General features: G+C 70.9%; 15 protein-coding genes. 9 read left to right on the top strand and 6 right to left on the bottom strand.

Annotation, left to right across the window (positions count from 1 at the left end):
• Positions 1 to 102: 102 nt before the first annotated feature.
• A complete protein-coding gene (locus B0920_RS03500) occupies positions 103 to 318 on the bottom strand; it encodes a hypothetical protein (protein WP_078031182.1) in 216 nt (71 codons plus the stop codon).
• Between the two features lie 190 nt (positions 319 to 508).
• Between B0920_RS03500 and B0920_RS25875 the strand changes: the two genes are divergently transcribed.
• From B0920_RS25875 to B0920_RS03470, 7 genes are all read left to right on the top strand, one after another.
• Positions 509 to 682 carry a hypothetical protein gene (locus B0920_RS25875; RefSeq protein WP_179119085.1) on the top strand — a complete coding sequence of 58 codons (174 nt, stop codon included), beginning with the start codon at positions 509 to 511 and terminating at the stop codon, positions 680 to 682.
• Between the two features lie 39 nt (positions 683 to 721).
• On the top strand, positions 722 to 1,315 hold the full coding sequence (locus tag B0920_RS03495; RefSeq protein ID WP_078031181.1) for a chromate transporter: 594 nt from the start codon (positions 722 to 724) through the stop codon (positions 1,313 to 1,315).
• Positions 1,312 to 1,893 carry a chromate transporter gene (locus B0920_RS03490; RefSeq protein WP_078031180.1) on the top strand — a complete coding sequence of 194 codons (582 nt, stop codon included), beginning with the start codon at positions 1,312 to 1,314 and terminating at the stop codon, positions 1,891 to 1,893. The genes B0920_RS03495 and B0920_RS03490 overlap by 4 nt, the downstream gene beginning before the upstream one ends.
• A 60-nt stretch (positions 1,894 to 1,953) precedes the next feature.
• Positions 1,954 to 2,799 carry an S-formylglutathione hydrolase gene (gene fghA / locus B0920_RS03485; RefSeq protein WP_078031179.1) on the top strand — a complete coding sequence of 282 codons (846 nt, stop codon included), beginning with the start codon at positions 1,954 to 1,956 and terminating at the stop codon, positions 2,797 to 2,799.
• Between the two features lie 169 nt (positions 2,800 to 2,968).
• Positions 2,969 to 3,658 carry a phosphoribosyltransferase gene (locus tag B0920_RS03480; protein WP_078031178.1) on the top strand — a complete coding sequence of 230 codons (690 nt, stop codon included), beginning with the start codon at positions 2,969 to 2,971 and terminating at the stop codon, positions 3,656 to 3,658.
• Positions 3,655 to 4,833: an SRPBCC family protein gene (locus B0920_RS03475; protein WP_078031177.1), complete on the top strand. Its 1,179-nt coding sequence runs from the start codon at positions 3,655 to 3,657 to the stop codon at positions 4,831 to 4,833. The genes B0920_RS03480 and B0920_RS03475 overlap by 4 nt, the downstream gene beginning before the upstream one ends.
• 10 nt (positions 4,834 to 4,843) lie before the next feature.
• Entirely contained in the window at positions 4,844 to 6,199 is a 1,356-nt protein-coding gene (locus tag B0920_RS03470; RefSeq protein WP_078031176.1) for an erythromycin esterase family protein, read from the top strand.
• A 20-nt stretch (positions 6,200 to 6,219) separates the two neighbouring features.
• On the opposite strand, the gene B0920_RS03465 is transcribed toward B0920_RS03470, so the two are convergent.
• Positions 6,220 to 8,196 carry a diguanylate cyclase domain-containing protein gene (locus tag B0920_RS03465; protein ID WP_078031175.1) on the bottom strand — a complete coding sequence of 659 codons (1,977 nt, stop codon included), beginning with the start codon at positions 8,194 to 8,196 and terminating at the stop codon, positions 6,220 to 6,222.
• Between the two features lie 143 nt (positions 8,197 to 8,339).
• Here B0920_RS03465 and B0920_RS03460 point away from each other — a divergent pair, with 143 nt between their 5' ends.
• The gene (locus B0920_RS03460; protein ID WP_078031174.1) at positions 8,340 to 8,819 is read left to right on the top strand and encodes a (2Fe-2S)-binding protein; all 480 of its coding nucleotides are present in this window, start codon (positions 8,340 to 8,342) and stop codon (positions 8,817 to 8,819) included.
• Positions 8,816 to 11,047, top strand: a complete 2,232-nt coding sequence (locus B0920_RS03455; protein ID WP_078031173.1) for a molybdopterin cofactor-binding domain-containing protein — start codon at positions 8,816 to 8,818, stop codon at positions 11,045 to 11,047. The genes B0920_RS03460 and B0920_RS03455 overlap by 4 nt, the downstream gene beginning before the upstream one ends.
• On the opposite strand, the gene B0920_RS03450 is transcribed toward B0920_RS03455, so the two are convergent.
• From B0920_RS03450 to B0920_RS03435, 4 genes are read right to left on the bottom strand one after another with little or no spacing between them, the layout of a single operon-like run.
• A complete protein-coding gene (locus B0920_RS03450) occupies positions 11,022 to 11,393 on the bottom strand; it encodes a hypothetical protein (protein ID WP_179119084.1) in 372 nt (123 codons plus the stop codon). The two genes, B0920_RS03455 and B0920_RS03450, sit on opposite strands and share 26 nt — an antisense overlap.
• 57 nt (positions 11,394 to 11,450) lie before the next feature.
• A complete protein-coding gene (locus tag B0920_RS03445) occupies positions 11,451 to 11,849 on the bottom strand; it encodes a RidA family protein (RefSeq protein WP_078031172.1) in 399 nt (132 codons plus the stop codon).
• Entirely contained in the window at positions 11,850 to 13,034 is a 1,185-nt protein-coding gene (locus B0920_RS03440; RefSeq protein WP_078031171.1) for an acyl-CoA dehydrogenase family protein, read from the bottom strand.
• A complete protein-coding gene (locus tag B0920_RS03435) occupies positions 13,034 to 13,888 on the bottom strand; it encodes an enoyl-CoA hydratase family protein (RefSeq protein WP_078031170.1) in 855 nt (284 codons plus the stop codon). Before B0920_RS03435 ends, B0920_RS03440 begins: the two co-directional genes overlap by 1 nt.
• Positions 13,889 to 13,897 lie beyond the last annotated feature (9 nt).

Genomic DNA, 13,897 nt, shown 5'->3' with positions numbered 1-13,897 from the left:
CGAAAATCAAGGGTTTACGTCGGCCTCCTGCAGCTTTGTCCACCAGGGATCCGGTTGCTTTCCCGTGCAGGGTGGTGTGTATAAGCCGACGTCGACAGGCGCTCAGGAAGCGGCGCGCCGCCCCGGCTCCAGCAGCACGCGCTCGATCACGCTGGGCGCGACCGCATGCGACTTGAGGAATTCCAGGGCGGCCAGGATGCCGAAGTCCCCCAGCAGCATGATGCCGCGGCCGACGATGTCGCGCTGGAGGTGATTGCTTCGGAGTTCATGGTTCAGTGCAACGGGATCGTCGCACAGCAAGGCGGGAAACGGGCTCATGGACTGGCCTCCAGGAAAATGATTGCCGCCTCAGGATTATTGGGGATCTTTCATCGAAGTCAATATCAAACCGGTATCAAGCACGAGATTTCCGGGTCGGTGTCCTCCCCGGCGCGGCGCCTGTCCTGCGCTGCGCCATCCGGCGCGCCGCCTGCCTACAATCGGCCCATCCACTCTCAGCGAGGCCGCCATGAACAATCAAACCAATCCCGCCCTGAACCCCGGCGACGAAGCCGCCCCCGGCACGCCCGGCGCCGGCGAAGACCTGTGCGACGCCTGCGCCGGCACCGGCAAGCAGGACGGCAAGCCTTGCCCCGAATGCGGCGGCAGCGGCCGCGTGATGCGCGGCATCGGCGGCGGCTGAACATGGACAGCGGAGGCCGCGGGCGGCGATAATGCCGGGATGACCCCGACTTCCGCTCCCGGCTCCGCCACCGCCGACGCCGAGCGTCCCCGCCCCAACTCGCTCACCGAGCTGTTCGTCGCCTTCACCCTGCTAGCGCTGCAGGGCTTCGGCGGCGTGCTGGCGGTCGTCCAGCGCGAGGTGGTCGAGCGCCGCCGCTGGCTCAGCAACGAGGAATTCGTCGAGGACTGGGCGGTGGCCCAGACCATGCCCGGCCCGAACGTGGTCAACCTGTCGATGATGCTGGGCGCGCGCTGGTTCGGCCTTCGCGGCGCCATGACGGCGCTGGCCGGCATGATCGCGGTTCCGCTGGTGGTGGTGCTGGCCCTGGCCGTGCTGCACACCCGCTTCGCCGCCGACAGCCGGGTGGCCGGCGCCCTGCGCGGCATGGCGGCCGTCTCGGCCGGCCTGATCGCGGCGGTCGGTCTGCGCATGGGCGCCACCCTGGTCAAGAATCCGGTACCGCTGGCCTGGAGCATCCCGATCGCCGCCCTCGCCTTCGTCCTGCTGGCCTGGGTGCGCCTGCCCCTGGCCGCCGTGCTGTTCCCGCTCGGCCTGCTGGGCTGCCTGCTGGCCTGGCGGAGGCTGCGATGAGCGCGCACCAGATCGTGCTGAGCTGGCAGGACTGGGCCGACCTCTTCCTGCACTACCTGATGCTGTCCATGATGTCGCTGGGCGGCGCGATCTCGACCAGCGCAGAGATGCAGCGCTACCTGGTCGAGCAGCATGGCTGGCTGACCCAGGCCCAGTTCAACGAGGCGATCGCCCTGGCCCAGGCCGCGCCCGGCCCCAACGTGCTGTTCGTGGCCCTGATGGGCTGGCACGTGGGCATGAACGCCGGCAGCACCGCCGCCGCCTTCTTCGGCGTGCTGGTGACCATGACCGGCATCATGCTGCCCTCGACCATCTTCACCTACCAGATCTCGCAGTGGGCCCACCGCAACCGCGAGCTGCGCGCGGTGCGCTCCTTCAAGCAGGGCATGGCGCCGCTGGTGGTCGGCATGCTGCTGGCCACGGCCTGGCTGCTGGCCGCCGGCGGCGGCGCCGACCCCGCCCATTGGCCGCTGTGGCTGCTGACCGCGGCCAGCGGCATCGTGGTGTGGCGCACCCGCATCCACCTGCTGTGGCTGCTCGGCGCGGGCGCCCTGCTGGGCGCGTTCGGCCTGGTCTGACTGGCAAGACCGGCGCCGACGCGGCATACTGGCGCCACCTTCCACCAATTCCAGCCCACCATGTTCGAACTGCTCAACGAGCACGCCTGCTTCGGCGGCGTGCAGCGCTTCTACCAGCACGCTTCTTCCGCCATCGGCCTGCCGATGCGCTTCTCGGTCTACCTGCCGCCCGGCCACCAGGAAGGCCGGCGCCTGCCGGTGCTGTTCTATCTCGCGGGCCTGACCTGCACCGAAGAGACCTTCATGGTCAAGGCCGGCGCCCAGCGCGTCGCGGCCGAACTGGGCATGATCCTGGTCGCGCCCGACACCAGCCCGCGCGGGGCCGGGGTGCCGGGCGAGACCGACAGCTGGGACTTCGGCGTCGGCGCCGGTTTCTACGTCGACGCCACCGAGGGCGAGTGGGCGCGCCACTATCGCATGTACAGCTACATCCTGGAACTGCGCGAGCAGGTGCTGGCGGCCCTGCCTGCCGATCCGGCCAGGGTCGGCATCGTCGGCCACTCGATGGGCGGCCACGGCGCCCTGGTGCTGGCCTTGCGCAACCCCAGCCTGTTCCGCTCGGTGTCGGCCTTCGCGCCGATCGCCGCGCCCAGCCGCTGTCCCTGGGGCCATAAGGCCTTCGGCGGCTACCTGGGCCCGGACCTCGCGGCCTGGGCCCAGTACGACGCCAGCGCGCTGATGGAGGCCGCCCCCGCCGCGCCCTTCCCGGCCGGCATCCTCATCGACCAGGGCCTGGCCGACAAGTTCCTGGCCGAGCAACTGCATCCGGACGTCTTCGAGGCCGCCTGCGCCAGGGCCGGCCAGCCTTTGGCCCTGCGCCGTCATCCGGGCTACGACCACGGCTACTACTTCATCCAGACCTTCGTCGCCGACCACCTGCGCTTCCACCACCGCCAGCTCGCCTGACGCATTCCCCGGGGCGCCTCCGCGCCCCGCCCATCCCGCGCAGCGCGTCGCAATGCCGTCGGGCAAACGGACGCCGCGCGGACCCAAGCTTGCGTATGCTGGACCCACTGCGGACAGCTGCCTGCGGCCCCGGCCAGCAGGCCTGCCCTCACGATCACGGGTCCATGCCATGAAGCACGCCGACGCCTACACCGATCGCGCCCACGCGGGCCGGGAACTGGCCCGCTGCCTGGGCCACCTGGAGGACGCGCACCCGCTGGTGCTCGCCCTGCCGCGCGGCGGGGTACCGGTGGCCTTCCCGGTGGCCCGGGCGCTGCATGCGGAGCTGGACCTCATGATCGTACGCAAGCTCGGCCTGCCAGGCCAGGAAGAATTCGCGATGGGCGCGATCGGCAGCGGCGGCGTGCGCGTGCTGCAGCCGGGCGTGCCGGGCCTGATGGGCGTGAGCGCCGCCGAAGTCGAGGCCGTCACCCGGCGCGAACAGGCCGAACTGGCGCGGCGCGAGCGGCATTACCGCGGCGCCCGTCCGGCGCCCCGACTGGCGGGACGCTGCGTGATCCTGGTCGACGACGGGATCGCGACCGGCGCCAGCATGGAGGCGGCGGTCGAGGTCGCGCGCCGCCAGCAGCCGCAGCGCATCGTGGTCGCCGCGCCGGTGGGCGCGCCCGACACCGTGGAGGCGCTGCGCAGGAAAGTGGACGAGGTGGTCTGCCTCGTCACCCCGTTGCGCTTTCGCGCGGTCGGCGAGTGGTACCGCCAGTTCGACCAGACCGGCGACGAGGAAGTGCAGGAACTGCTGGCCCAGGCCTGGGCAGGGACGCCCGGCGGCCAGCCAACCAAGCGAGAGGAGCGGACATGAAACAACTCAGCGACAAGCAGATGGACCTGGGCAAGCTGATCGGCGCGGCCGCCGCTGGCGCCCTCCTGATGTACGTGCTCGACCCGGAACGCGGCCGCGCGCGCCGCGCGCATGCGGCGCACGCCCTGCGCGACGCCGGCAGCCAGGCCGGCCATCTCGCCGGCGACGCGCTCGGCAACGCCATGCGGCGCGCCGGCGCGAGCCTGGAGGCGGCCCGCCACGGCGCCGCCGCGGCCTATGCGCGTGCCGACGCCCTGGCCAGCCGCGCCGGCGAGCGCATGCTGGACGCCGCCGGCCATGCCCGCGAACAGGCGCGCACGCAGGCCTGGGAGGCCGGCGAGCGCATCCGCGACAGCGCCGCCGAAGCGGGCGAGCGCATCGAGCGCAACCGCTGGGAAGCGCAGGGACGGATGAACGCCGCCGCCGGCGGCGCCCGTGCGCGCATGCACGCGGCGGCGGCCCAGGCGCGCGGCTGGCTGGACGAGCTGGGCCACGCCTTCGAGAGCCGCAGCCCCACCCTCACCAATTCCGCCCTGCTGGGCGGCAGCGTGCTGGGCCTGAGCCGGCTGATGCGCCGCTCGCCGCTCGGACTGGTGCTCGGCCTGGGCGCCATCGCCCTGCTGGCCAGGAGCGGCGGCGGCGCACGTTTGGCGTCCATGGCGCGCGAACACGGTCTCGGCATGGGCCTGGGCAGCCTGATCGAGGTCGAGAAGTCGATCCACATCGACGCCGCGCCCGAGAAGGTCTACGAGGCCTGGTCGAACTACGACAACTTCCCGCGCTTCATGTCGCACGTGAGCGAGGTGCGCGACATCGGCCACCGCCGCTCGCACTGGGTGGTCAAGGGTCCGGCAGGCAGCGAATACAGCTGGAACGCCGTCATGACCGAGCAGTCCCGTCCCGAGCACCTGGCCTGGCGCAGCGAGCCGGGCTCCGAGATCGAGCAGGAGGGCGCGGTCAGCTTCGAGCCCGAACGCGGCGGCACCCGGGTCACGGTGCGCCTGGCCTACCGGCCGCCGGGCGGCGTGTTCGGCCACGGCCTGGCGCGCCTGCTGGGCACCGATCCCAAGCGCCAGATGGACGACGACCTGGCGCGCATGAAGTCCTTCGTCGAGCGCGGGCTGACGCCCTACACGGCCCAGCACGCGGCCGCCGGCGACCGTTCCCTGCATTGAAGCGCTCCCCATGCCTTCGATCCAGGACAGCACCCTCGACGCGATCCGCGCCGGCGCCCGTCCCCTGACGGGCGCGGCGGACGACTACGACGCCCTGCTCGACCTGGTGGGCAACGCCCGCTTTGTCCTGCTGGGCGAAGCCACCCACGGCACCCACGAGTTCTACGCCGAGCGCGCCCGCATCACCCAGCGCCTGATCGAAGAAAAGGGCTTCGACGCGGTGGCCGTGGAGGCGGACTGGCCGGACGCCTGGCGCGTCAACCGCTACGTGCGCGGCGAAGGCCGGGACGCCGACGGCCTGGGCGCGCTGTCCGGCTTCGAGCGCTTCCCGGCCTGGATGTGGCGCAACACGGCGGTGCTCGACTTCGTGGAGTGGCTGCGCGCGCGCAACGAGCGCCCCGGCGCGGCCAAGGCCGGCTTCTACGGGCTCGACCTGTATTCGCTGTTCACCTCCATGCACGAGGTGCTGCACTACCTCGACGCGGTCGACCCCAATGCGGCGGCCGAGGCCAGGCGCCGCTATGCCTGCTTCGACCACTACGACCGCGACAGCCAGCACTACGGCTATGCGGCCAGCCTGGGCATGTCCTCGTCCTGCGAGCAGGGCGTGCTGGCGGCCCTGCACGACCTGCAGCAGCGCGCCTTCGACTACATGCAGGCCGACGGCGCCGGCGCCGAGGACGCGTATTTCTACGCCCAGCAGAATGCGCGCCTGGTCAAGAACGCCGAAGAGTATTACCGCACCATGTTCCGCGGCCGGGTCTCGTCCTGGAACCTGCGCGACAGCCACATGGCCGAGACCCTGGACGCGCTCGCGCGCCACCTCTCGCGCAGCGCCGCCCGCGGCGGCGACGGCAGGCCGGCGCGCATCGTGGTGTGGGAGCACAATTCCCACATCGGCGACGCGCGCGCCACCGAGATCGGGCGCGCCGGCGAGTGGAACGTGGGCGAGCTGGCGCGCAAGGCCTACGGGGCCGACACCTGCCTGGTCGGCTTCACCACCTACGAGGGCCGGGTGACGGCGGCCTCGGAATGGGACGGGCCGGCCGAGCACAAGCAGGTGCGGCCGGGGCTGCCGGGCAGCTACGAGCACCTGCTGCACGAAAGCGGGCTGGGCGACTTCTACCTGCCGCTGCGCGCGCCGGGGCCGCTGCGCGACGCCCTGATGGAGGAAAGGCTGGAGCGGGCGATCGGCGTGCTCTACCTGCCGCGCACCGAACGCCAGAGCCATTACTTCATGGCCCAGCTGCCGCGCCAGTTCGATGCCGTGATCCACATCGACCGCAGCACGGCGGTGCAGCCGCTCGACGCGACCAGCGGCTGGCACTCGGAGGAGCCGCCGGAGACTTTTCCAGAGGGCTTGTGAAGCGGCGCGCGCCGCGCCCCCTAACCCTCGTACACCGCGAAGCCGTCCCTTCCCTTGCCCTTGGCCATGTAGAGCGCGCTGTCCGCCGCGGCCAGCAACTGTTCCTGGGTCTGGCCCGGCCCCGACACGGCGATCCCCACGCTGCTGCTGGCCAGCACCAGCCCCTTGCTGGTCGCGATCGGCACCCGCATCGCCGCCACGATCTTGTCGCCGATGCGTTCCGCCTCCCCGCGCGTCGAGATCTCCTCGAGGATGACCACGAACTCGTCGCCCGACAGGCGCGCCGGGGTGTCGGTGGCCCGCACGCCCGCCGTCAGCCGGCGCGCGAACTCCTTGAGCACCTCGTCCCCCACCCCGTGCCCGTAGCTGTCGTTGATGCGCTTGAAATGGTCGACGTCGAGATAGGCCAGCGCCAGCGACTTGCCGCTGCGGCGCGCCCGGTCCAGCGCATGCTGCAGGGTCTCGCCGAACATGCGCCGGTTGGCGATCCCGGTGAGCGGGTCGATGCGGGTGAGCTGGACCAGGCGCTCCTCGACTTCCTTCATCGGCGTGACGTCGTGGATGAACAGGTAGACGCCCGCCACCGCGCCGTCCGGCTGGCGGTCGGGGATGTAGTTGCCCTGCAGGTAGCGCGGCACGCCGCGGATCGCGGTGCGCAGCTCGCAGGTGACCTCGCGCCCGGCGAAGGCCTCGTCCAGCCGGTCGCGCGACTTGGCGCCGGCTTCCGGGCCGAGCAGGTCGGACATGCTCATGCCGATCAGTTTATCGGGCGGCACGCCGAACCAGGTCTCGAAGGTCGCGTTGCCGAAGCTGAAGCGGCGGTCGCGGTCGACGTAGGCGATCAGGACCGGCAGGTTGTCGGCGATCAGGCGCAGGCGCTTCTCGGTGGCGCCGCGCTCGTCCTCGGCCGCCTCGCGCTCGGCCATCAGCGCGTGGAAGGCGCGTCCCAGCTCGCCGATCTCGTCCTGGCGGCCGTGGCGCAGCACCCCGATCTCGGCGCCTTCGTGGCGGATCGCGCGCACCTGGGCGCGCAGGGTTTCGAGCGGCCCGAGCAGGCGGAACACCAGCACCCAGGCCAGCAGGCCCGCCGCCAGCGCCAGGCCGGTGGCGCCGAAGATCGCATTGCGCCGCATCTCCTCGAGCGGCGCGAAGGCTTCCCCGCTGGGATAGCGCACGCCCAGGATCCAGCCGGTCGACTGCAGCCGCTTGTAGGCGTACATCGAGTCGCGTCCATCCTTGCTGCGGGCCTCGGCCCAGCCTTCGAAGCCTTTGAGCGCGCGCTCGGTCGCCTGGTTCACGCCCGGCGTCGTGTTGATGTGCTTGAGAACCCGCGCCTTGTCCGGGTGATCGATCACGATCCCGTCGGCGGTCATCAGGAACAGGTAGCCGCTGCCGCCCGGCTTGAAGGCGTTCAGCTGGCGCAGGAAGCCCGAGCCGTCGAGGTCGATGCTGGCCACCAGCACTTGCTGCACCTCCCCGCCCGGGTCGCGCAAGGGCGCCGCCACCACAACGATGTTCTGGTCCGACAACCGGCTGCGCAGCGGCTCCGACACCACGCTCGCGCCGCTGCGCAGGACCCGCTCGAAGTAGTCGCGCCCGCTTGCGTTCAGGCGCCGCCCCCCGGTGAAGTCGCGCACGGTCGCGAACATGTCACCCTTGCGATCGACCGTCAGCAGGTTGAGGTAGTCGGTGCCCCACAGGCGCGCCTGGTTGGCAAGGTAGCCGCGCATCAGCGCCTTGTCCTGCAGCGCCCCCGGAGGCGCATCGCCTGCCAGGGTCTCGATCTGGCGCACCCGGGTGGCGATGCGGTCATCCATGAAGGAAGCCACTCCGGTGATCATGCGATATTGCTGGTCGCCGATGACTGCTTTCATCCCCCGCTCGGCCACCGCCAGCGTCGATAAGGTGACCAAGAGCGTGGCCGCGAATACGAGCGCGGCCGCGACGCATGCCAGGCGGAACTTGAGGTTCTCTGTAGTCGGGCGCACACCGGACATGGCTCGTTTCCAATTTCATAATTGCCAACCAAGTATTACATACTCTTCCTGCATAACAAAGAATCGTGCCTCCGGCCCCCTGTCGAGCTGTGACAATTTCGGCTACGATGGAGAATTCTTCTGTCCGCCAACGAGGGATCTTCATGAGTAAATACACGCTGAACGTCAACGGCAAGTCGCAGGCCGTCGACGTCGAGCCCGACACGCCACTGCTCTGGGCCTTACGCGACACGCTGGGCCTGGTCGGCACGAAGTATGGCTGCGGCCTGGGCCAGTGCGGCGCCTGCACCGTCCACCTGGACGGCACGCCCGCGCGTTCCTGCCTGACGCCGGTATCCAGCGTCGGCCAGCAGAAGATCACGACCATCGAAGGCCTGGACGCGAAGGCCAGCCACCCCTTGCAGCTCGCCTGGCAGGAGCTGGACGTGCCGCAATGCGGCTATTGCCAGGCCGGCCAGATCATGAGCGCCTGCGCCCTGCTCAAGCAGCACCCGAAGCCGACCGACGCCCAGATCGACGAGGCGATGGCGGGCAACCTGTGCCGCTGCGCCACCTATACCCGGATCCGCGCCGGCATCCACCGCGCCGCCGAGATCGCCGCCAAGGGAAAGGGCAAGGCATGAACGCACCGCTCTCCACTTCCCGCCGCCGCTTCCTGCGCGACAGCGCGCTCGGCAGCGCCTTCCTGCTCGGCATGTCGGCCGAGGGCGTGCTCGCCGCCACCGCCGGCCCCAATGCCGCCGGCACCGATTTCGTGCCCAACGCCTTCATCCGCATCGCGCGCGACGGCAAGGTCACCCTGATCTCGAAGCAGCCCGAGATCGGCCAGGGCATCAAGACCTCGCTGCCCATGGTGATCGCCGAGGAACTCGACGTCGACTGGAAGGACGTGCGCATCGTCCAGGGCGATCTGGACCCGGCCTATGGGGGCCAGGGCGCGGGCGGCTCGACTTCGACCCCCAACAACTACGAACAGTTCCGCCGCCTGGGCGCCACCACCCGCGCCATGCTGGTGCAGGCCGCCGCCCAGACCTGGAAGGTGGCGCCGGGCGAATGCACGACCGCCGGCGGCGCCGTCATCCACGCCGCCAGCAAGCGGCGGCTCGGCTATGGCGCGCTGGTCGGGGTCGCCTCCAGGCTGGAGGTGCCGCCCGCCGAGACCGTGGCGCTCAAGGACCCGTCCAGCTTCAAGCTGCTGGGCAAGCGCATCGGCGGCGTCGACAACGCCGCCATCGTCAGCGGCAAGCCCCTGTTCGGCATCGACGTACAACTCCCCGGCATGCTGTACGCGGTCTACGTGAAATGCCCGGTGTTCGGCGGCAAGCCGCTGCGCGCCAATCTGGACGCGATCCGCGCCCTGCCCGGGGTCAAGGACGCCTTCCTGATCGAGGGCACGGCCAACCTCAACGGCCTGCGTCCGGGCGTGGCGATCGTCGCCAACTCCACCTGGAACGCGATCCGCGCGCGCAAGGAACTGCAGGTCGAGTGGGACGAAGGCGTGGGCGCCACCCACAGCTGGGCCGACTTCAGCGCCCAGGCCAAGGCCGCCGCCAAGAAGCCGGGCGCGAGCGTGATGCGCAAGGACGGCGACGTGGCGGCGGCCCTGGCGGGCGCGGCCAAGACCGTGGAGGCGGCCTACAGCTACCCCTTCATTTCGCACGCCAGCATGGAACCGCAGAACTGCACCGCCTGGTTCAAGGACGACGGCAAGCTGGAACTCTGGGCCCCGACCCAGAACCCGGGCTCCGGCCAGGCCCTGGTGACCACCACCTTCGGCATCCCGAAGGAGAACATCACCCTGCACATCATCCGCAGCGGCGGCGGCTTCGGCCGGCGCCTGAGCTCGGACTTCATCGTCGAGGCGACCGCCATCGCGCAGAAGACGAAGGCGCCGGTCAAGCTGACCTGGACCCGCGAGGACGACCTCCAGCACGACCACTTCCGTCCGGGCGGCTTCCACTTCCTGCGCGGCGGCGTCGACGCCCAGGGCCGCGCCGTGGCCTGGCAGAACCATTTCGTGACCTTCGCCAACCGCGTCGAGCGCGAGGGCCAGAGCGTGCTGCAGCCGGGCAGCGGCGGCAACCTGTCGGGCGACGAGTTCCCAGGCCGCTGGCTGGCCAACGTCCAGCTCGAACAGACCGCCCTCGAATGCCGCGTGCCCATGGGCCCATGGCGCGCGCCGGGCAGCTGCGTGTTCGCCTGGGTCTTCCACAGCTTCATCGACGAGCTGGCCCATGCGGGCGGGCGCGATCCGCTCGCCTTCCGCCTGGAGCTGCTGGGCGACAAGGACATCGTGCCGGGCACGGGCGAGCGCGGCCAGCCCTACAGCGTGGCGCGCATGAAGGCGGTGCTGCAGACGGCGGCCGAGAAGGCCGGCTGGGGCAAGAAGAGCTTCCCGCGCGGCCAGGGCCAGGGCATCGCCTTCCACTTCAGCCACCGCGGCTACGTGGCCCAGGTCGCGGAAGTGACGGTGTCCAAGGACGGCAAGCTGAAGGTCGACCGCGTGGTGGTGGCGACCGACATCGGCCCCCAGATCGTCAACCTGTCGGGCGCGGAAAACCAGGTCGAGGGCTCGGTGATCGACGGCCTGTCGACCTTGATGTTCCCTGAGCTCAACATCGACAAGGGCCGTGTGGTGCAGAGCAACTTCCACGACTACCAGCTGCTGCGCATGCCGGATACGCCGGCGAAGATCGAGATGCACTTCGTCAAGTCGGACAATCCGGTGACCGGCCTGGGCGAACCGGTGCTGCCGCCGCTGGCGCCGGCCGTGTGCAACGCGATCTTCGCGGCGACCGGCAAGCGCGTGCGCGAGCTGCCCCTGTCTAAGACCGACCTGAGCTGGAGTTGAGCTGCGCCCCGCTCCGGCGCGCCGCCGCGTGCGCCGGATCGGGGTCGCGGGCGCCGTGGTGTTCCAGGATCGCGGCGGCCTTCTCGAGCCGCAGCGGGTCCTCGGCCCTGACTGTGATCACGCATTTGCCGATCTCCTGGCCAGGCCGGAACACGTCCTCGTAGTCGGTGCCGCCCTTCACTTCGGGCGGATCGCCGACCGTGAAGTTGGCCTCGGCGGGACCGGCTTCGTCGCCGGTGTGGCTGATTTCGATGCTGTCGCGCGCGAAACCCGCGTCGAGCAGCGCGCTGCGGGCGCGCTCGGCGTCCTCCAGCTCTTCCATTACACGTACGATCTGCTGGTCCATGGCGGGCTCCTTCCGGTCGATGAGACCCACCGTAGCAGAAACCGGGGGCGGGCGGCGCTAGCCCGGATCCGGCACCACCGCCGTCGCTTCGATTTCCACCCGCGCCCGGTCTTCCATCAGCGCCACCACCTGCACCGCGCTCATGGCCGGATAGTGGCGCCCGATCACTTCCCGGTAGGCCGCGCCGAGCGCCGCGCCGGCCTCCAGGTACTCGCGCTTGTCCAGCACGTACCAGGTCATCCTCACGATGTGCTCGGGCCCGGCCCCGGCCTCGCGCAGCACGGCCACGATGTTTTCCAGCGCCTGGCGCGCCTGCTGCACGAAGTCGTCGCTGCGGAACAGTCCCTCGGCGTCCCAGCCGACCATGCCGCTGACGTGGACCTGGCGGCCGCTCGCGGCCACCCCGTTCGAGTAGCCCCTGGGGCGGGGCCAGCCCGGTGGTTGCAGGATCTCCATTCAGGCCTCCCTGGCCGCGGCGAGCAGCTCGCGCGCGATGATCAGGAGCTGCACTTCGCTCGCCCCCTCGTAGATGCGCAGGGCGCGGATCTCGCGGTACAGGCTTTCGACCACCTTTCCGCTCTGCACGCCCTGCCCGCCGAACAGCTGCACCGCCGCGTCGATCACGCGCTGGGCCGACTCGGTGGCGGTGAGCTTGGCCATGGCCGCCTCGCGCGTCACCTTGCGGCCCTGGTCGCGCATCCAGGCCGCGCGATAGGTCAGCAGCGCGGCGGCGTCGATGTCGGTCGCCATCTGCGCGAGTTTGGCCTGGGTGAGCTGGAAGTCGGCCAGCCGCTGGCCGAACATCGGCCGCGCCTGGGCGTGGGCCAGCGCCTCGTCCAGCGCGCGCCGCGCGAAGCCCAGCGCGGCCGCCGCCACCGAGGTGCGGAACACGTCGAGGGTGGCCATGGCGATCTTGAAGCCCTGGCCTTCCTCGCCGATCATGCGCGCCGCCGGCACCCGGCAGCCCTCGAAGGACAGGCGCGCCAGCGGGTGCGGCGCGATCACCTCGATGCGCTCGGCGATCCGCAGGCCCGGCGCGTCGGCGTCGACGATGAAGGCCGAGATGCCGCGCGAGCCGCGCCCGTTCTCGCCGCCGCCCTCGCCGCTGCGGGCAAACACCACATAGAAGTCGGCGATGCCGCCGTTCGAGATCCAGGTCTTCTCGCCGTCGAGGATCCAGTCCCCGCCCTCGCGCCGGGCCGCGCAGCGCATGGCGGCGACGTCGGAGCCGGCCTGCGGCTCGGACAGGGCGAAGGCCGCGATCGCTTCGCCGCGCGCCACGCGCGGCAGGTAGGCGGCTTTCTGCTCTTCGCTGCCGAACAGCGAGATCGCCCCGCTGCCCAGGCCCTGCATGGCGAAGGCGAAATCGGCCAGGCCGGCGTGCCGGGCCAGGATCTCGCGGATCAGGCAGATGGCGCGGGTGTCGATCGTCTCGCCCGCGCCGCCATGGGCGCCGCCGCCGACGGCGTGGCGCAGCCAGCCGCCCTCGCCCAGCCGTGCGACCAGCGCGCGGCAGGCCGCGTCCACGTCATGGCCGTGGGCGGCGTCCAGCTGCACGCCGGCCCAGGCGTCCAGCTCGCGCGCCAGCTCGCCGTGGCGCGGCTCGAAGAAAGGCCAGTCCAGGTAGTCGAGGCGCTCCATCAATCCCCCTCGAACTGCGGCGCCTGCTTGGCCACGAAGGCGTGGTAGGCGCGGTGGAAGTCATTGGTCGCCATGCAGATCGCCTGGGCCTGGGCTTCGGCCTCGATGGCCTCGTCCACGCCCATGTTCCATTCCTGCTGCAGCATCTTCTTGGTCATGCCGTGGGCGAAGGTCGGGCCCCGCGCCAGGCTCGCGGCCAGCGCCTGGGCCTCGGCCAGGACGGCCTCGGGCTCGCACAGGCGGTTGTAGAAGCCCCAGCGCTCGCCCTCCTCGCCGCCGATCGCGCGCCCGGTATAGAGCAGCTCGGCCGCGCGGCCCTGGCCGATCACGCGCGGCAGCAGCGCGCAGGCGCCCATGTCGGCGCCGGCCAGGCCGACGCGGGTGAACAGGAAGGCGGTGCGGCTGCGCGCGGTGCCGTAGCGCAGGTCGGAGGCCAGCGCCAGGATCGCGCCGGCGCCCGCGCACACGCCGTCGACCGCCGCCACGATGGGTTGCGGACAGGCGCGCATGGCCTTGACCAGGTCGCCCGTCATGCGGGTGAAGGCCAGCAGGCCCGGCATGTCGAGCTTGGTGAGCGGGCCGATGATCTCGTGGACGTCGCCGCCCGAGCAGAAGTTGCCGCCCGCGCCGGTGATCACCACCGCCTTGACGTCCTCGGCATAGGCCAGCGCGCGGAACAGGTCGCGCAGCTCGGCATAGGATTCGAAGCTCAAGGGGTTCTTGCGTTCGGGACGGTCGAGCGTGATGGTGGCCACGCCGCCTTCGAGCGCGAAGCCGACGTGGCGGCACTGGTGGCCAGCAAAACTGATCCGGCTGCCCGGCAGCCGGTGCGCTTCGCCCGGAAGATATTGCATGGATGGCTC

This window comes from Massilia sp. KIM, assembly GCF_002007115.1.
Taxonomy (GTDB): Bacteria; Pseudomonadota; Gammaproteobacteria; order Burkholderiales; family Burkholderiaceae_D; genus Telluria.
Note: the sequence above shows the minus strand (reverse complement) of the source record. Positions and strands in the feature narration are given on the sequence as shown.